Source organism: Streptomyces sp. NPDC005266 (genome assembly GCF_040607655.1).
Taxonomy (GTDB): domain Bacteria; phylum Actinomycetota; class Actinomycetes; order Streptomycetales; family Streptomycetaceae; genus Streptomyces.
In genome coordinates this window covers 47,531-65,694 of the sequence record NZ_JBEXHC010000012.1, presented here as the reverse complement: position 1 = coordinate 65,694, position 18,164 = coordinate 47,531, and the positions used below count along the sequence as shown (strand labels likewise).

Below are 18,164 nucleotides of genomic sequence, written 5' to 3'. Positions count from 1 at the left end.
GGTGCCGTCAAGGAATGCGTGCGCAGTCCCCGAAAAGGGGCATGGCGGCGGGGTCGGGATGACCGCTGCCCCTTGTGTGGGCCGGGAGTTGGGCTCCGGTTGTCCACAGGGGCCGGGCAGGCGCGGGTGAGTTATCCACAGGCTGTGTGTGAGATCTGTGGATGTCGCGGTGATCATCTGGCCCGGCGAGTGCTCGGCGATGGATTCCCCTATCAAACCTCGTTCACACACTCTTTGTGAGGGAAATCCCTCACTCCAAAGAGCTCGCCGAGGTAATTGCGGTGACAAAACCCCTATGGGTGGGATGGTCTGAAGTGTGGCAGATAGGGCGATGTGTCGACAATGTCGGATTGAGCGTGTCGACTTATCCCCAGCGCCGCCCCTCGGCCTGTGGATAACTTTTTTCACAACGACGCCGCGTCTCCCCGACGTACCGGCCGGGGCGTGGTTCAGGCCCGGCCGTCCTGGCAGCGGGCCAGCCACTCCGCCGCCGCCGAGAAGTCCTCGTCCGAGGTCCCCTGCAGGGGCGGCGCCATGTCCGCCGCCTCCGCACCCGCCTGCGGATACGAGCCCAGGAACCGCACCTTCGGGCACATCCGCTTCAGCCCCATCAGGGCCGAGCCCACCCGCCGGTCCGTGATGTGCCCCTCGCAGTCCACCGAGAAGCAGTAACGGCCGATGCCCTCGCCGGTCGGGCGCGACTCGATGCGCATCAGGTTGACCCCGCGCGCCGCGAACTCCTGGAGCAGTTCCAGCAGCGCGCCCGGGTGGTCGTCACCCAGCCAGATCACCACGGACGTCTTGTCCGCGCCCGTCCGCGCGGCGGGCCGTGCCGGGCGGCCGACCAGGACGAAGCGGGTCATCGCGTTCTGCGCGTCGTGGATGTCGGTGACCAGTGGCTCCAGACCGTACCTCGGCGCCGCGAACTCGCCCGCGAACGCCGCGTCGTACCGGCCCTCCTGCACCAGCCGGGCCCCGTCCGCGTTGGAGGCGGCCGACTCCCACTGCGCGTCCGGGAGATTCCCCGCGAGCCAATTGCGGACCTGCGGCTGCGCGACCGGGTGCCCGGTCACCGTCTTGACGTCCGCGAGCGAGGTGCCCGGCCGGACGAGCAGCGCGAAGCTGATCGACAGCAGCACCTCGCGGTAGATCATCAGCGGCTCGCCGGTGGCGAGCTCGTCGAGGGTCGCGGTGACCCCGCCCTCGACCGAGTTCTCGATGGGCACCAGGGCGGCCGCCGCCGCGCTGGTCCGCACCGCGTCCAGCGCCGCCGGCACGGAGACCATGGGGACCAGTTCGCGCGTGGCGGCCTCCGGCATGGACCGCAGCGCGGCCTCGGTGAAGGTGCCCTCGGGGCCGAGATAGGCATAGCGGCTGGCCGACATCACGGTGACTCCCTGCGATCAGACGAGAGCCGTCACGATACCCAGCGACGGCCGGGCCCGCGGACCACTGGCCGAAAGCCCGCTGCCACGGCGGCTCTCCTTGCCGTCATCCCTCCAAGAGTGCCTGACCGACGTACTCCCCCGGAGCGCAGCCGCCGGGCACCGCGAACAGCGCGCTGGCCTCGTGCCGCAGGAACCGCGAGAGATCGTCGCCCAGGTCCAGTTTGCGCTGCACCGGCACGAACCCCTTCATCGGATCCGCCTGCCAGGCGATGAACAGCAGCCCGGCGTCCGGCGCCCCGTCGTCACGGAAGCCGTCGTGGTACGAGAAGGGCCGCCGCAGCATCGCCGCGCCCTGGTTCGACGCGGGCGCCGCGACCCGTACGTGCGCGGCGCCCCCGATGGCCAGCGCCCCGTCCTTGTTCAGCTTGTCGAGCCGGACCGGGGTGGTCTCCGTGCCGCCGGACAGCGGGGCGCCGTCCGACTTACGGCGCCCGATCACCTTCTCCTGGCGCTCCAGGGAGAGATGGTCCCAGGAGTCCAGCAGCATCCGGATCCGCCGTACTACGGCGTACGAGCCGCCCGCCATCCAGGCGGGCCGCCCCGCGCCGGGCCGGTCCGGAACGAAGATCCGCCGCTCGAAGTCCTCGTCCGCCGGCTTGGGGTTGTTGGTGCCGTCGACCTGGCCCATCAGATTGCGGGTGGTCATGGGCCGGCCGGTCGCGCCGGGCGTGCGGTTGAAGCCGTTCATCTGCCAGCGCAGCCGGGCCGTGCCACCGGTCTCGCGCTGCAGCGCGCGCAGCGCGTGGAAGGCCACGAGCCCGTCATCGGCGCCGATCTGGATCCACAGGTCGCCGTTGCTGCGCTTGGCGTCGAGCGCGTCCGAGGCGAAGTCGGGGAGCGGAGCCAGCGCGTCCGGCAGCTGGTCCTTCAGCCCCGCCTTGCCGAAGAAGGTCCGGCCGAAGCCGAAGGTGACGGTGAGGGACGAGGGGCCCGCGTCGAGCGCGATCCCCGTGTCGTCCGGCGGGGCCTCGCCCGCCATCAGCTGCTCGGCCGTCCGCGACCAGCGGCGCAGCAGCGCGGCGGCCGCCTTACGGTCCGCACCGGGCGCCAGATCGAAGGCGACGAGATGACCATGGGCCTGCAGGGGCGTGGTGATGCCCGCCTGGCGCTTGCCGTGGAAGGGCACGGCGGTCGCGCCGACGGCGGTGAGGGGCTTCGGCTGCCCGCGTGCCGCCTCGGCGGCGTAGGCCCCGGCGGCCCCGCCCGCGACCAGCCCGGCCGCGCCCGCGGCGCCCGCCGAGCCCAGCAGCCGGCGCCGGGAGATCCGCGAGGAGGGGTCCTGCTCTGACGTCATTGCGCGACTTTCACGTTCCTGGTCTCCGTCACCTGGTCGATGTCGGAGGTGCGTACGGTCAGGGAGAGCTGCCACGTGCCGGCCATGGGGAGCTGGACGCTCGTGGCGCCCCAGTGCCCCGTCGAGAGGTGTTCCAGGGGGATCCGGAGCGGGCCGATGGCCTTCTCCTTGAGGGTCAGGGACACCTTGACCTCGGCCGCGTCCACGGGGCGGTCGGCCCGGTCGGTGAGGAAGACATGGAGCACGTTGTCCCCGGGGAGGGCCGGGTCGATCATGACCACGGCGTTGCCCCGGCCGCTCTTGGTGCCGGTGTCGTACGGGATCGCCACGCTCACCGGGTCCACGTTCAGCCCGCCGGGGTTCGAGGCCGCCGCGGCGGACTGCTCGGTCTCGGCCCGGCCGGGCTGGGTCCCGCTCAGCACGGTGGCCACCGCGAGCAGCACGACCGCCACGACGGTCTCGGCGATCACCGAGCGGCGCAGCCCGCTGCGCTCGGGGTCGGCGTCGCGCTGCCGCTGGGTGGCGGTCCTGGCCTTGGCGGCCTGCTGACGGGCGAGCTGGGCGGCGCGTACCGGGTCGTCGGCCGGGGAGTCGGTACCGGGGTCGGCACCGTCCTCGCCGGCTTCAGCGGCAGCGCCTTCCGCCTCGGCCCGGGTAGTCGCACGCCCCGCACGGACCGGTTGGGCGGCCGTCACCGACGCCTTGGCCTCGGCCTTCGTTTCGCTCTGTGCCGTCGCCGTGCCGTCCGTAAGGCGGCCGGTCCAGCGGCGCGAGACGGCGGCGATCCCGACGAGCACCGCGACCAGACCCACCTTGACCAGCAGCCATCGCCCGTACTCGGTGTCGGTCAGGGCGCCCCAGGAGCCGACCTGCCGCCAGGACTGGTACACCCCGGTGACGACCAGGGCGACGACCGAGCCGAAGGCCAGCCGTGAGAAGCGGCGCACCGCCGCCCGCTCGATCGGCTCGCCCGCGCGGAGCGTCACCGCGAGCGAGGCCAGTCCGCCCAGCCACACCCCGACCGCGATCAGATGGATGATGTCCACCGGCATGGCCAGCTGTCGCTGGATGCCGACCGAGGCGTGTTCGGCCATCGCCCAGGTCGCGGCGAGCCCCACGGCCACGACGGTGCCGCCGAAGGCGAGCCCGAAGGCGAGGTCCTGCCGGCGCCGCGCGTCGGCCTCCGTGTCCTCGGAGCGGCGGGTGTACGAGCCGAAGAGGACGGCCAGGAAGGCCGCCGCCGCGCCGAGCAGCACCAGCCGGGACAGCAGCGCCGCGCCCGGCTTGGTGGACAGCACATCACCGAGCCTGCCGAGTTCGGCGATCCCGCCGAACCCCTCGCCGTCGGTATAAGGACCGCGCAGCAGCAACAGCGACAGGGTGGCGGCGAAGACCGTCACCCAGCCGCCGACGGCGATCTTGCGCACCGGACGCGAGGACCGGCAGACCCCGGCGAACACACAGCCGCCGGCCAGTGCCGCGAACCCGGCGTAGGCCGCGTACCGGACGATCCCGTACACCGTGCCGACCGGCGTGGTGGAGTCCCCGCCCGACGACACCTTGACGGTGGTCTTGGACGGGGCGCCGATGGAGAAGGTGAACGCGCCGCTCACCGGGTGGCTGTCCTCCGAGACCGCCTTCCACGCCACCGTGTAGGTGCCGTCCGGCAGCCCGGAGTGCAACCCCACGGCGGCGGTCGACGACTTGCCGTCCACATGGCCGGCCTTCCCGGTGTCCACGCGCTTGCCCTTGGGGTCCAGGACGCGCACCGAGTCACCGGAGAGTGCCACGCCCTCCGAGAAGTTCAGCGTGACCTCCCTGGGCGCGGTCTTCACCACCGAACCGTCGCCGGGGTCGGTGGAGGTGAGCGCGGCGTGCGCGGAGGCGGAGTTCGCGCCCACGCTGAGCGCGCACAGCAGGGCGGCCAGCAGGGTGCCGCAGATCGCCAGCAGCCGCCGTGACGCGGTCGCGGTGGTGATGATCCCGGCGGAGGTCGGGGAGGTCAGCGAGGGCATCGGGCGTCAGTCCTTGGGGCGGTACGTCGTCGGCTCGACCGGGACTTCGATCACGATGGGATCGGACGTGGCGAAGTGAAGGGTGAAGCTGACCTTCTCACCGACCTTCGGCCGGTGGGTCAGGTTTGTCAGCATCAGATGATCGCCACCGCTGGCCAGCTCGAGCCGGCCGTCGGACGGCACCTTCAGCGAGCTCACCTGCTTCATCCGGCCGCCCGCCGTGGTGTGCAGGGTGACGTCGGAGGCGAGCGGGGTGGTGACGGACGTCAGCCTGTCCGCGCCGCTCCCGGTGTTCCGTACGGTCAGGAAGCCCGCCGCCATGTCGGTCATCGGGGGTTGCGGGAGGTACGCGCCGCCGGCGGACAGCTTGGGGCTGCCGCCGCTGTCGCTGTCGCCGGAGCAGCCGGCGAGCCCGGCGGCCAGGCCGAGGGCGAGCGCCACGGCGGCCGTCTTACGGATGCCCGGACCTGCCGTCACGGGTTCTCACCCTTGATGATCTTCGGCAGGTCCTTGGCGTACTGGCCGGCCGAGGCGTCGGTCGTGTAGATCCAGTGGGCCTTGTCGTCCTTGGGCGAGTAGCCGACCACCTCGGCACCGTGGCTGACGGTGACGCTGCCGTCCTTCTCCTTCTTCGGCTTCTCGACGAAGATGCCCAGCGGCTCGGCGGCGGCCTGGATGGTGTCGAAGTCGCCGGTGAGGCCGATGAAGTCCGTGCCGCCCTGGGCGTTCAGCCAGGACCGGATCCGCCCCGGCGTATCGCGGGCGGGGTCGGTGGTGACGAAGACGACCCGCAGCTTGTCGCGTTCGGCCTTGGAGAGCTTCTTCTCGGCGATGCCGAGGTTGCTCATGGTCAGCGGGCAGACGTCCGGGCAGTGGGTGTACCCGAAGAAGAGCAGCGTGGGCCGCTTCCCGGTTTCCTTGAGGAGGTCGTACTTCTTGCCGTCGGTGTCGGTGAGGACGAGGTCGGGCTTGGCCTTGGCGTGGCCCTTGTCGAGGACGATCGCCTGTCCCGACTTCTGGCCGCCCTTCACCTCGGCGGCGGCCTTATTGCCGCCATTGCCGCCATTGCCGCCGTCGTCGCCGGAGCCGCCGCAGGCGCTGAGGGCGAGCGCGGCGGTGGCGACGAGCGCGGTGGCCAGGATGGTGGTGCGCATGGAGTTCGGTCTCCGATAAGCAGTAAAGAGGTAATAGAGAGGTATGGGTCGGTGGTGCCCGGGGGCGGCGGGCGCGAGGCGCCGCCGCCCCCGGCGGGATCATTCGTCCGGGCCGGAACCCGCGGTCATCCCGAAGGCAACCGGACGGGTGCCCCGAAGGGCACGGGTACGGTCAGGTGCGCCCTCAGGCGGACCGGCGGCGGCTCGCGACGACGCCGAAGGCGACACCGGCGGCGCCGATGACGATGCCCGCGATGCCCAGCACCCGGGCGGTGGTGTCGCTGCTGTCGCCGTCGTCGTCCGCCTCGGCGGCCGACGTGGAGTCACCGGACGCGGCCTTTCCCGCGTCCTCGCCCTTGTCGTCGGCCGCGGCGGCGCCGTGTCCGTCCGAGCCCTCGGCCGGGGCGACGAGCTTGAGCACGGGCGCCGGGTTCTCGGGCTCGGCCGCACCCTTCTCGGGCTCCTCGATCCAGCGCACGACCTCCTTGTTGTCGTACGTCTGGAGCGCCTTGAAGACGAGCTGGTCGGCGTCCTCGGGCAGCTGGCCGACCGACAGCGGGAACTGCTGGAAGGTGCCCGGATCGATCTTTCCGCCGGTCCAGGTGATCTTGGTGACCGCCTCGTTGATCTTCTCGCCGTGCATCTCCATGGGCTTGGCGAGCTTGGTCTTGGTGACCTTGACGTCCCAGCCCGGCACCGGCTGCGGCATCACCGAGGCGAGCGGGTGGTCGGTCGGCATGGTGACCTCGAGCTTGACGGTCGAGGCCTTGTCGCGCTCGTTGGGCACCTTGAAGCTGATGGTGCTGTAGCCGCCCTTCTCGGCCTGGCCGGGCTGCACGCTGACGTGTGCGAAGGCGGGGCCGGCGGCGAGCAGCACCAGGCCGCCCGCGGTGAGGGCTCCGAGGACCGGCAGACGGCGAAGACGCATGGCGTTCATGTGAACACTCCGGTGTGCGAGTACGGGATGATCCAAAGGGTGGGCGCGCGTGCGGTGACGGCGCGTCCGCCCTCCGGTCCCGCTGGAGGAGCGTCGCGTCCGGTCAGGCCGCGAGGTCGTGGCGCGGCGGACCCCGCCTGATCACGCTGTGCTGCAGCGCGAGGGCCGTCGTCCCGCCCTCGTCCCGTTCGGAGGCGCGCGGTGGGCACGGCCCGCCGGAGGGCGCCCCGGCCAGACCGGACAGCAGCGTCCGTACGAGCCCCAGGGCGGTGCGCAGCGCCCGTACGAGCGCGGCCTCCGCGACCCCGCGCGCCCCGTCCACCGACAGCCTTACCACCCGCCACACAGCCATCTCGCCGCGCCGCACCAGCCAGCCGACGGTGAGTGCGGCGAGCAGATGGCCCAGCGCCATCGGAAGCGACGGCAGCAGGCCCACGAGCCCCGGCGCGTGCTCCGGCGCACGCGCGATGTGGTGGGGCATGGAGTGCAGGGAGTGGAGGGAGCCCGCGGCCGACGGATCCAGCCCGGCGCGGGCGAGAACGCGGTGTGCCGTCGCGGCGTCGAGCCGGCCGGGGCCCGTGTCGCACAGCAGCTTCGCGGCCAGTCCGATGACGTGCCCCCGCTCGGCGTCGGCCCGCTGGGCGGCCTCCGCGGCGGCGCTCGCCTGCTGCTGCCCGAGTCCGAAGAGCGTGTGCAGCGCGAGCTGGCCACCTGCCAGGACGGCCGCGATCCCGGGCAGCGACCGCTCCCGTCCGGCCAGCGGCAGTGCCACCGTGAACACGGCCGCGCATCCCACGCCCACCGTCCACAGCGGTACGGTCGCGCAGGAGGCCAGCACATGCCCCGCCGCGGACAGCACGACACAGACCGCGGTGAACACCGCGGCCCGCAGCATTCGCAAATCGGCGCCGGCACGGGCGACTGGGGAAGCCATGGCCGCGCCATCATCCCACTGGATGGACGCGATCCCTAAGGCGGGTCGGGCGTACCGGCGCACACCGGGTCAGGCCCATACACCGGTGCGCCCGCCGCGCGCGTCCGCCGAATGAGGGGAGTCACGTCAATCGCACGCTTACGGACCATGGACCCAGGCAATACGTAACGGTATGTCGAGCCGCGGCCGGGAGGCTGGAGCATGAGCATCTGGTGGTCACTCCATTTGCCCCGCGAGGCGGCGAGCGTTCCGCTCGCACGACGACTGCTCCTCGGCACCATGGAGACGGCCGGAGTCGATCCGGAGATCTCCTACGACCTGTCGGTCGCCCTCTCCGAGGCGTGTGCGAACGCGGTGGAGCACGGCGGCGGTGGCACGGGCGGGGATTACAGAGTCACGGCCTTCATCGACGGCGACACCTGTCGTATCGAGGTGACCGACTCGGGCCCCGGCTTCGCACGCCGCAGTAGTACGGTCCGCCGCGAATCCCGCACCCGTGGCGAGCGGCGCCCGCCCGGCGCGCCGAGGCAACAGCATCCGCACAACCCGGCTCCCGCCCAGGCGGAGCACGGGCGGGGGCTCTTTCTCATCGAGGCCCTCACCGACCACGTCCGCTACCGCGACCGGCCGGGTCGCGGCGGGGTGGTGGTGAGTTTCGACAAGATCCTCAAGTGGCGCGAGGGCGCCCTGCTCAAGGCGTCGTAGCGCGTCAAGGCGTCGTAGCGCGCTGCGTCCTGGCGCTCGGTGTTGTGGCGCTCGGTGTTGTGGCGCTCTGTTCGGGTGGCAGCGCCCGGCACAGGGCGTCCACGCGTGAGGGGAGCGGCGCACCGCCGCTCCCCTCACGCGTCGGCCGTCTCAGGACGTGAGCCGGGCCATCCAGGCTTCCACGTCGTCGGAGGTCCGCGGCAGCGCCGCCGACAGATTGCGGCGGCCGTCCTCCGTCACGAGGATGTCGTCCTCGATCCGGACGCCGATGCCCCGGTACTCCTCGGGCACGGTCAGATCGTCGGCCTGGAAGTAGAGGCCGGGCTCGACGGTGAGGCACATGCCGGGCTCCAGGGTGCCCCCCACATAGGTCTCGGTCCGGGCCACGGCGCAGTCGTGCACATCCAGGCCCAGCATGTGGCCGGTGCCGTGCAGCGTCCAGCGGCGCTGGAGACCGAGCTCCAGGACGCGCTCGACCGGCCCCTCGACCAGCCCCCACTCGACCAGCTTGGTGGCGAGGACGCGCTGGGCGGCGTCATGGAAGTCGCGGTACTTCGCCCCGGGCTTGACCGCCGCGATGCCGGCCTCCTGCGCCTCGTACACCGCGTCGTAGATCTTGCGCTGGGTGGGGCTGAAGGCGCCGTTCACCGGCAGCGTGCGGGTGACGTCCGCGGTGTAGAGGGTGGTGGTCTCCACGCCCGCGTCCAGCAGCAGCAGGTCGCCGGAGCGGACCGGGCCGTCGTTGCGCACCCAGTGGAGGGTGGTGGCATGCGGCCCGGAGGCGCAGATGGAGCCGTAGCCGACATCGTTGCCCTCGACCCGGGCGCGGAGGAAGAACGTTCCCTCGAGGTAGCGCTCGGAGGTGGCCTCGGCCTTGTCCAGCACCTTGACGACGTCCTCGAAGCCGCGGACGGTCGAGTCGACGGCCTTCTGCAGCTGCTCGATCTCGAACGCGTCCTTGACCAGGCGCTGCTCGCTCAGGAAGACCCGCAGCTCCTCGTCGCGCTCGCCGGTGACCTTGTCGGTCAGAGCCGCCTCCAGCCCGGCGTCATGGCCGCGCACGATACGGACCGGGCCGGTCGCGGCCCTCAGCTCGTCGGCCAGGTCGCGCACGTCCTTGGCGGGCAGGCCCAGCAGCCGCCGCGCCTCGGTGAGGCTGTGCCGCCGGCCGACCCACAGCTCGCCATGGGCGCCGTCCAGCCAGAACTCGCCGTTCTCCCGGTTGGAGCGTGGCAGGAGGTACACCGTCGCCGTATGGCCGTCACCGTTCGCGTCCGGCTCCAGCACCAGGACGCCGTTCTCGGTCTGGTCGCCGGTCAGGTACGCGTACTCGGTCGAGGCGCGGAAGCTGTAGTCGGTGTCGTTGGAGCGGGTGCGGAGATTGCCCGCGGGGATGACCAGGCGCTCGCCGGGGAACCGCGCGGAGAGCGCGGCGCGGCGGCGGGCGGTGTTCGCGGCCTGCGGGATCGGCTCCAGGTCGTGCAGCTCGGTGTCCGCCCAGCCGGACTTCATGTTCGCGGCGAGCTCATCGGAAACGTCCGGGTAGAGGCCGTTCTTCCGCTGCTTGATGGGCTGCTCCCCGGCCTCGGGGGTCTCCCGGGCTTCAGGAGTGTGCTCCTCGGTCACGTCATCCTCCTCGAACTGGACCTCTCCCATGGTAGGTGCGGGGATACGGCGGCCGGGAGAGCGCGAGGCCCGCGGCGATCTCGGTTCGAGCGGGCCTCGTGAAGGGGCGGGGCGCGCGGGCCTCGTGAAGGGGCGGGGGCGCCCGGGCCTCGTGAAGAGGTGGGGGCGCGCGGGCCTCAGTCGAAGTGGGCGACGAGCAGGACCAGGTCCTCGGTGCCGTCCTCCACGTCCGGACCGCCGGGGACCCCGGGCGCGCCCGGTCCGCCAGGCCCGTCGGGGAGGACCGTACGGAGCACATGGTCCGCGAAGCCCTCCGGATCACCGCGTACGGCCCTGGGGGCGTTGGCCGCCGCCGCGTGCAGCCGGGAAAAGACCCGGTCCATCGGCTCCCGGGTCCGGTGGAGCAGCCCGTCGCTGTAGAAGAGGAGCGTCTCTCCGGAGGCGGGTTCAAGCTTGACGCTGGGCGCCTCCCAGCAGGAGAGCATGCCCAGCGGCGCGGACAAGGTGGTCTCCACGAATTCGGTGCGCCGCTCGCCCGTGATCAGCGGCGGGCAGTGCCCGGCCCCGGCCAGCACCACCCTGCGTGCCGCCGGCTCACAGTAGGCGAAGAGGGCGGTGGCGGAGCGGGCGGGCTCGGTGAGCCGCAGCAGCAGTTCGAGATCGGAGAGGACGGCGACCGGGTCCTCGCCCTCCATCACCGCGTACGCGCGCAGGGAGGCCCGCAGCCGCCCCATCGCGACGACCGCGCTCGGCCCGGAACCGGTGACCGAGCCGACCGAGAGGCCCAGCGCGCCGTCGGGCAGCGGCAGCGCGTCGTACCAGTCCCCGCCACCCTGCGGGCCGGGGTGGTGACGGACGGCGAGACGCACTCCGGGGACCCGGGGCAGCCGCGTGGGCAGCAGCTCCTCCTGGATGGTCGCCACCGTCTTGCGGGCCCGGGAGAGCTCAATGAGCCGGGCGATGTGCGCGGCGGCGTAACGGCAATACAGGCCCACGAGGTGGCGCTGGCGCTCCGCGGGCTCGGCGGGCTCGTCGTAGAGCCAGGCGGCGCCGCCGAGCCGTCCGGCGGCGGGAGCGGCGCCCGCGGCGGCGACGATGCCGGGGTGGTCCGCGGTGGGGGCGGTGGCGCTTCCGGCGCCGCTCGCCGTGGTGTGCGCGCTGCCGCTCGCGGAGCCGGTCACCGGCCCGTACCCGGTGCCGGGCACCGTAGTACGGCCGTCGGCGCCCGCCGGGGAGGCCGTCCCCGGGTCGGACGCGGGGGAGGGCACGGAGACCACGCCGGGGACGGCGAACGGGCCGGGGCCGGCGGGGAACGGGTCCAGCGGCACGGCGTAGCTCGCGGAGAAGCCGAGCCGGGCGGCCACCTCGCGATGGCGGGGGTCGAGATCGGCCTCGCTCGCGATATCGGGGTGGGTGACATCGGCGCGCCGCTCGCCGTCCGGCTCGGGCAGCCCGTCGAGCAGATGCCCGGCGGAGGCCGAGCCGCGCGGGATGGTCTCGATCTGCCCGAGGTCGGCGCGGCCGAGGCCGAGGCCGACGGTGGTCACCGGCCCCAGCCCGTCGGCCGGTTCGAGCGCCACGAGCCCGCGCTGGGCGCCCACGAGCGCGGCGCCCGCCCGCAGGAGTTCATGCAGGGCGTCGTCGAGCGTGCTCGTGTGGACCAGTCGCTCGGTGAGCTCATGAAGGGTGGTGAGGTCCGACACCCAGCCGGCGAGGCGGTCCTGGACACCGGCGTTCGGCGCGCCCAGGGCTGGCGTGACGGGGTCGGCAGTCTGCGTGGGGGCCGGGAGAGAAGAATCGATTCCAGCCACTTTCGGCGGGTGGGGCGAGCTCATGGCCCGCTGCCTTTACCCGCTGGGTCCGGCTCGCTCAATAGCATCGCAAACCCCCTGTCGTGCTGCGCCGCTACTGTGCCGCTACTGTCTCCAGATGTACACGCACCGGAGAGGCGATGTCCAGCATCGTCCGGGTGGGCTTGTTGGTGTCTGTGGGGAAATTGAGATTGGCCGAAAAAAAGTCGTTAGGCTGTCAATTTAAGGTCGACTGACGTCATTCGACAGCGCGTCGTCAACACCGCGGCGGGTACACATCGGAGAGGGGCAGGGGCAGTTCGGATCGCCCCGGAACCCCGTGGGCGGTCCAGGCGTCATAGACGACGACGGCCGCGCCCATCCCCGAGTGGCGGGGATACGCACCACCCAGACGGCAAGCGCCATGCGCGCGCCACCCCTCGCCACGTTCCACGCTCGGCCTGCGGCGTGATGCGCTGCCTTGTACGCGCAGTGACTTGTGATCCACGTGTTGTGACAGGCCGAACGATGCCGGACAGCGCCACGTAGTGCCTTGTGAAGTGCCATGTAGTGCGACGGATACAGCCCTCGGCGTTAACGGAAAGGAACGAGCGCTCATGCGCGAGATCCTCGGAAGGCGACGCAAGTTCTCGCTGTGGCGTGGCGCGCGGTCGCCGCTGCTCCGCGCGGCGCTCACCTGCGCCACCGAGTGGCAGTGGCCCGTACTCCCGGGCGTTGGCCTCCAGCCCGGCGGCGGACGGCTACGGGTGTGCGGCTGCCCCGACCCGGACTGCGCGGTGCCCGGCGGTCACCCCTTCGACCCCGTTCTCCTCGCCGCCACCACCGACCCGTGCATGGTGCGCTGGTGGTGGACGAACCGCCCCACCGCGCCCCTTCTTCTGGCCACCGGCGGCCGTGCGCCCTGCGCCGTCAGCCTGCCCGCGGTCGCCGGGGTGCGGGCGCTGGCCGCTTTCGACCGGTCGGGGGTGCGACTCGGCCCGGTGGTGGCCACCCCCACCCGCTGGTCGCTGCTCGTGGCCCCGTACTCCCTCGAAGAGCTGGGCGAGCTGCTGAACCGCCAGGACTGGGTGCCCAGCTCCCTGCGGTTCCACGGCGAGGGCGGCTACATGGTGCTGCCGCCGTCGCAGACGGGCCTCGGGCGGGTGCGCTGGGAGCGCGCGCCGCTGCGCCGCGGTGGACGGCCGTGGCTGCCCCCGGTGGCCACGGTGGTGGACGCTCTGGTCGAGGCCGGCAGCAGCGCGCCCGACGGGGGCAGCCGGCTGGCCTACTGACGGCGGGCATTCACCGGCGCACACGCATCGCGGACAGGCGGCGGGCATCGCGGACAGGCGGCCGACAGGCGGCGGATCAGGCATCGCGAGAGGCATCTACGGACGCGGCGGGGCTCACGGCCCCGCCGCGTTGCTGTGGTGTCGGCCCGGCCGTCCGATGCCGTTGGGCCCGACGGGGGCTCGACGGCGCGGGAGCCCAACTGCTGTGGCGCGGGGGATGGTTGGCCTGCGGGGCGGGCCTGCTCGGCGAGTCCGCCCCTCGTCCGGCCGCTGCCGGCCCCTCGGAGGGTGCCCGGGCCCGGACATGGAAGCGCCCGGTCGCTGGCGACGGGGGATGCACCAGCGACCGGGCTTTTAGAACCGTAACAAGAGATCGGCTGTTAGCAAATTCGATCGCGGATTTCCGGACGCGTACTTGCTGGCCGTAACAGTTGGCTGTGAGCGGCGTCACGTCCGCCGACGGGGCCTCCGCCGACCTCTCACCGGGGTCAGCTGAGCGTCACCTGACGGTTGGTGAGACCACCGCGGGCACGCCGCTGCTCTGCCGTCAGCGGGGCGTCGGAGGCGAGCGCCTCCTCGAGCCGCTCGGCGAGGGCCGCGGCCGGCTTCTCGGTGTCCTCCGCGCCCATCTCGCGGGGCAGGTCCCACACCGGCACCGTGAGCCCATGAGCCCGGAAGGAGCCCACCAGCCGGGTGTTTTCGCCGAGCGAGGAAGCACCCGCCGCATGCAGCCGGGCGAGCGCGTCGAGCAGCTTCTCCTCCGGGTGGTCCATCACCCAGCGCAGGTGGTTCTTCTCCGGCGTCTCGCACCAGTAGGCGGCGTCCACCCCCGCGAGCCGGGCGGTCGGGATGGCGGCCGCGTTGGCCCGCTCCAGGGACGCGGCGACCTCCCCGGTGGCACTCGCGGCGTCCTCGAGCCAGAACTCGAACCCCTCGTGCAGGGTCGGCGTGAAAGCGCCCTTCGGGTCGAGCAGATCCTGCAGCCGCGGACCGTCGACGGGGGCCCGCTGGGCGGCCACCGGGGTGCCCGGCTCGGCGGTGAGCGCGCGGCGCACGGTGTCGGCCAGGTCGCGGCTGAGGTCGCCGGAGGGCGTGTCGTTCTGCAGACCGATCAGCACCGCGCCGTTGTCGCGGCGCAGCGCCGGCCATGCCATGGGCAGCACGGTCGCGAGGGTGACCGACGGAACCCCCTCGGGCAGCCCCTCGGCGAGGGTCAGCTCGACGGTCGCGGCGGGCACCAGCTCGCGCAGCGCCACCCAGTCGCATTCGCTGGGGAGCCCTTCGAAGGGGCGCTGCACCAGCTCGGTGACGGCGTGTGCGGCTTCCCGGCCGTGACAGGCTTTGTAGCGACGGCCCGAGCCGCAGGGGCAGGGCTCGCGCGCACCCACCACGGGAATGTCGCCGGTGGCGACCTGTGGGCCTGCGGCCTTGGTCTGGGGGCGGCGCTTCTTGGCCATGGTGAGGCTGTCTCCCGATCGTGCGGCTCAGGGCTTGCTCGTACGCCCGTGACGATGCGCGTACGGCCGCGGCGGTGCTCGTACGGCTCGTACGACTGGTACGGGCGCGAGCCTAGCCCTTTGGCCGAACCTCGTCGGCTCCACTTGCCGCGTCGGCTACGCGAGCTCGTCCAGATCGGCGAAGTCCAGCTCGCGGTCGAAATCGGGATCGATGTTCGTGTCGAGATTCGAGCGCAGCTCCGTGCCCAGCTCTGGCCCGAGATCGGAGCCGAGCTCTGGCCCGAGATCCGGTGGAATCGTGACACGCCGGATGAAACCGGTGCTGCTCGTCAGAAGGGCCCATACGGTGACATCACCGGTGCCGTCCCGTACGCCCCAGTCCTCGGCCAGGGACATGATGATGTTCAGTCCGCGACCGCCGCGCGCGGTGACCGAGGGTTTGGCCGGAAGGGGCCTTGTGGGGCCACCACCATCCGTCACTTCAACCGTCAGCCGGTCGTCCTCATCGACGCGCCATGCCGCGCGAACCGTGGTGCCACCAGGGCCGGAGCGCCATGGGCGGCCATGTCGCCACGCGTTGCTCAGTAGTTCTGAAAGGATCAATACAGCGTCGTCTATGACCGATTCCGCTACCCCAGCCCTGCCCAAATCGCCACGCATCCAATGTCTTGCCGCGCGGACGCCCGCAGGACCATGGGGAACGGCCATGGTCGACGACGTCGGCACCTGCCGTGCCACCACCAACGCCACCCCCGAGACCTCCTTAGCCCCACGCCACGGGATGGATGCCCCAACCGGCTGCAACGGAAACCGGCCAAGTGGCATCGTGTGACGCACTCGTCACGATCGAATACTTACCGAACGCGCCGGTGCACGCCTTGTAATGCCCCCTATGTGCGTCCCAGTTGTGACAGCACCTGTTTGGGGCGGTTGGTGATGAGTGCGTCGACCCCGAGGTGTACACACAGCTCTACATCCCCCGGTTCGTCGACGGTCCACACGTGCACTCGGTGCCCCTCACGATGCAGCCGCGCCACGTACTCGGGGTGATTGCGGACGATCCGGATGCTCGGGCCCGCGATCCGCACCCCCGTCGGCAGCTGCCCGTCCCGGTGGCGCGGCAGCATGAACTGCATCAGATAGACGGTGGGGATGGCGGGCGCCGCGATCCTCACGCGGTGCAGCGAACGCGCCGAGAAGCTCATCACGCGCACGGGCGACGGCTCGCCGGGCGGCGTCGTGTCCAGTCCGTAGCGGCGCAACAGCGTGAGCAGCCGGTCCTCCACCTGACCTGCCCACCGGGTGGGGTGCTTGGTCTCGATCGCCAGTTCGATGCGGCGCCCGGCATCCGCGACGAGCCCCAGCAGCCGTTCCAGAGTGAGCACGGACGTGCTGTCCCGGCTGGCGCGGTCCGGCTCCTCCTCGTCGGCGGCCTGGCCCTTCCAGGAGCCGAAGTCGAGGGCGGCGAGATCGGACAGCTCCAGCGCGGAGACCGCGCCCCGGCCGTTGGAGGTGCGGTTGACGCGGCGGTCGTGGACGCAGACGAGGTGGCCGTCGGCGGTGAGGCGGACGTCACATTCCAGGGCGTCGGCCCCGTCCTCGATCGCCTTGCGGTAGGCCGCCAGGGTGTGCTCCGGGGCGTCCTGGGAGGCCCCGCGGTGGGCGACCACGGAGATGGTGTGCGGACCGGGGCGGATGTCCCGGGAAGGGCGCGCATAGGTCACCGCGTTATGGTGCCACCGCCCGGCATGAGCCGGTGGACATGGGCCCGCAGATCGCCGCGCGGAATGGCGGCAGGGCGAATTGTCCGGGATAAAGGGTGGTAGTCCACGGGGCCACCGCTCCTTACGGTGGTCTGACGCGCCGTGGGAAAAGCTGACGACGGTGATGCGTACACGTGGGCCGTCATGGAAAAACTGTCGTGCACCTGAGGAGAGAGCTGTGAGCACCGAGAACGAGGGCGCTGCCGTTCCGCCGGCGGCCGGGCCGCGTCCGGCCCCTCCGGCGCCGCACCCGAACCCAGCGGTGCCGCCCGCGCCGGACTTCGAGCCCACCGCGGGCACGGATTCGGGCGCACCGGATGCCTCCGGCGGGCCGATAGGCGCGGCCCCGGACGGATCGGCGGGGGCCACGGGCCCCGCGCCCTCGTCCGTGCCCCCGGCCCCGTCGGCGCCCCCGCCCACGTCACCGGCGGCCGCACCGGCCGCCTCGGCGTCGGCCGGCGCGGGCGACGGGTCCGGCGCCCAGGACCCCGCCTCCGGCGCGCCCGCCGGGCAGCCCGGGACATGGTGGTCCGGCCCCGGCGGACAGCCGCAGGACGGCTCGGGCGACGGCCCGGGCGGGCCGTGGGGGGCCGCTCCCGTGCCGCCGCCCGGGGCCCCCGAGCGCAAGCCCCGCGGGCTCGTCGCCGCCGTGCTGGCCGCCGTGCTCGTCGCGGGCGCCATCGGCGGCGGCGTCGGCTTCTGGGCCGCCGACCGCCAGGAGAACTCGGGCGACACCACCACCGTCTCCGCCTACGGCAACCCCAAGGCGGAGAGCCGCGCACCCGGCTCCGTATCGAGCATCGCGGGCAAGACGCTCCCCAGCGTCGTCACCATCGAGGCCCAGGGCAGCAACGGCCAGGGCGGCACCGGCACCGGCTTCGTCTACGACAAGCAGGGCCACATCCTCACCAACAACCACGTCGTCGCCTCCGCCGCCGACAACGGCAAGCTCACCGCCACCTTCTCCAACGGCAAGCGGTACACCGCCGAGGTCGTCGGCCGCGCCCAGGGCTACGACGTCGCCGTGATCAAGCTGAAGAACGCCGCGGACGCCAAACTCAACCCGCTCCCGCTCGGCAACTCCGACAAGGTCGCGGTCGGCGACGCCACGGTCGCCATCGGCGCCCCCTTCGGCCTCTCCGGCACCGTCACCACCGGCATCGTGAGCGCCAAGAACCGCCCGGTCGCCTCCAGCGACGGCGGCGGTGGCAACGCCTCCTACATGAGCGCCCTGCAGACCGACGCCTCCATCAACCCCGGCAACTCCGGCGGCCCGCTGCTCAACGCGGACGGCGGCGTCATCGGCATCAACTCCGCCATCCAGTCGGCCGGAAACGGCAGCGGCCTCGGCGAGTCCCAGCAGTCCGGCAGCATCGGCCTCGGCTTCGCCATCCCGATCAACCAGGCGAAGAACGTCGCCCAGCAGCTGATCAAGACGGGCAAGCCCGTCTACCCGGTCATCGAGGCGACGGTCAACATGAAGGACACCGGCGGGGGCGCCACCATCGCCTCCAACGGCGCCGGCGGCAGCCCCGCGGTCGTCCCCGGCGGCCCGGCCGCCAAGGCGGGCCTCAAGTCCGGCGACGTGATCACCAAGCTCGACGACACGGTCATCGACAGCGGCCCGACCCTCATCAGCGAGATCTGGACCCACAAGCCGGGCGACAAGGTCACTCTCACCTACAAGCGTGACGGCAAGCAGTCGACGGTCGACGTCACCCTGGGGCAGCGCAAGGGTGACAGCTGACG

General features: G+C 72.2%; 15 protein-coding genes. 3 read left to right on the top strand and 12 right to left on the bottom strand.

All coding sequences use genetic code 11. From position 1 onward, the window contains the following. Positions 1–449: 449 nt before the first annotated feature. The 7 genes from pheA to ABZU99_RS21720 form a co-directional block, all read right to left on the bottom strand. A complete protein-coding gene (pheA, locus tag ABZU99_RS21750) occupies positions 450–1,385 on the bottom strand; it encodes a prephenate dehydratase (RefSeq protein WP_355951623.1) in 936 nt (311 codons plus the stop codon). A gap of 106 nt (positions 1,386–1,491) precedes the next feature. Continuing rightward, positions 1,492–2,742, bottom strand: coding sequence for an iron uptake transporter deferrochelatase/peroxidase subunit (efeB, locus tag ABZU99_RS21745; RefSeq protein ID WP_356046674.1), 1,251 nt, complete (start codon positions 2,740–2,742; stop codon positions 1,492–1,494). Then, positions 2,739–4,757, bottom strand: coding sequence for a copper resistance protein CopC (locus tag ABZU99_RS21740; protein ID WP_356046672.1), 2,019 nt, complete (start codon positions 4,755–4,757; stop codon positions 2,739–2,741). The genes efeB and ABZU99_RS21740 overlap by 4 nt, the downstream gene beginning before the upstream one ends. A 6-nt stretch (positions 4,758–4,763) precedes the next feature. Beyond that, complete coding sequence (locus tag ABZU99_RS21735) at positions 4,764–5,234, bottom strand: copper chaperone PCu(A)C (RefSeq protein WP_356046670.1); 471 nt, start codon at positions 5,232–5,234, stop codon at positions 4,764–4,766. Beyond that, positions 5,231–5,911 (bottom strand): SCO family protein, encoded by a 681-nt coding sequence (locus tag ABZU99_RS21730; protein ID WP_356046668.1) that lies wholly within the window; start codon positions 5,909–5,911, stop codon positions 5,231–5,233. The genes ABZU99_RS21735 and ABZU99_RS21730 overlap by 4 nt, the downstream gene beginning before the upstream one ends. 184 nt (positions 5,912–6,095) lie before the next feature. Beyond that, the gene (locus ABZU99_RS21725; RefSeq protein WP_356046666.1) at positions 6,096–6,839 is read right to left on the bottom strand and encodes a YcnI family protein; all 744 of its coding nucleotides are present in this window, start codon (positions 6,837–6,839) and stop codon (positions 6,096–6,098) included. Positions 6,840–6,951: 112 nt separating this feature from the next. Next, complete coding sequence (locus tag ABZU99_RS21720; protein ID WP_355951607.1) at positions 6,952–7,782, bottom strand: hypothetical protein; 831 nt, start codon at positions 7,780–7,782, stop codon at positions 6,952–6,954. A gap of 201 nt (positions 7,783–7,983) precedes the next feature. On the opposite strand from ABZU99_RS21720, the gene ABZU99_RS21715 reads away from it, so the two are divergent. Next, complete coding sequence (locus ABZU99_RS21715) at positions 7,984–8,487, top strand: ATP-binding protein (protein ID WP_356046664.1); 504 nt, start codon at positions 7,984–7,986, stop codon at positions 8,485–8,487. 150 nt (positions 8,488–8,637) lie between these two features. On the opposite strand, the gene ABZU99_RS21710 is transcribed toward ABZU99_RS21715, so the two are convergent. Together ABZU99_RS21710 and ABZU99_RS21705 are read right to left on the bottom strand one after the other, a co-directional pair. Further along, positions 8,638–10,143: an aminopeptidase P family protein gene (locus tag ABZU99_RS21710; protein WP_356046662.1), complete on the bottom strand. Its 1,506-nt coding sequence runs from the start codon at positions 10,141–10,143 to the stop codon at positions 8,638–8,640. Between the two features lie 146 nt (positions 10,144–10,289). After that, positions 10,290–11,924 carry a SpoIIE family protein phosphatase gene (locus ABZU99_RS21705; protein ID WP_356046660.1) on the bottom strand — a complete coding sequence of 545 codons (1,635 nt, stop codon included), beginning with the start codon at positions 11,922–11,924 and terminating at the stop codon, positions 10,290–10,292. Positions 11,925–12,520: 596 nt separating this feature from the next. On the opposite strand from ABZU99_RS21705, the gene ABZU99_RS21700 reads away from it, so the two are divergent. Beyond that, entirely contained in the window at positions 12,521–13,195 is a 675-nt protein-coding gene (locus tag ABZU99_RS21700) for a bifunctional DNA primase/polymerase (RefSeq protein ID WP_355951597.1), read from the top strand. 488 nt (positions 13,196–13,683) lie between these two features. Here the strand turns inward: ABZU99_RS21700 and ABZU99_RS21695 are convergent, their stop codons facing one another. From ABZU99_RS21695 to ABZU99_RS21685, 3 genes are all read right to left on the bottom strand, one after another. Continuing rightward, entirely contained in the window at positions 13,684–14,652 is a 969-nt protein-coding gene (locus tag ABZU99_RS21695; protein ID WP_355951595.1) for a DUF5926 family protein, read from the bottom strand. Between the two features lie 156 nt (positions 14,653–14,808). After that, the gene (locus tag ABZU99_RS21690) at positions 14,809–15,477 is read right to left on the bottom strand and encodes an ATP-binding protein (RefSeq protein WP_356046750.1); all 669 of its coding nucleotides are present in this window, start codon (positions 15,475–15,477) and stop codon (positions 14,809–14,811) included. 65 nt (positions 15,478–15,542) lie between these two features. Continuing rightward, entirely contained in the window at positions 15,543–16,376 is an 834-nt protein-coding gene (locus ABZU99_RS21685; protein ID WP_356046657.1) for a glycerophosphodiester phosphodiesterase, read from the bottom strand. Between the two features lie 217 nt (positions 16,377–16,593). On the opposite strand from ABZU99_RS21685, the gene ABZU99_RS21680 reads away from it, so the two are divergent. Further along, positions 16,594–18,162, top strand: a complete 1,569-nt coding sequence (locus ABZU99_RS21680; RefSeq protein WP_356046655.1) for a trypsin-like peptidase domain-containing protein — start codon at positions 16,594–16,596, stop codon at positions 18,160–18,162. The last annotated feature ends 2 nt before the right edge of the window (positions 18,163–18,164 follow it).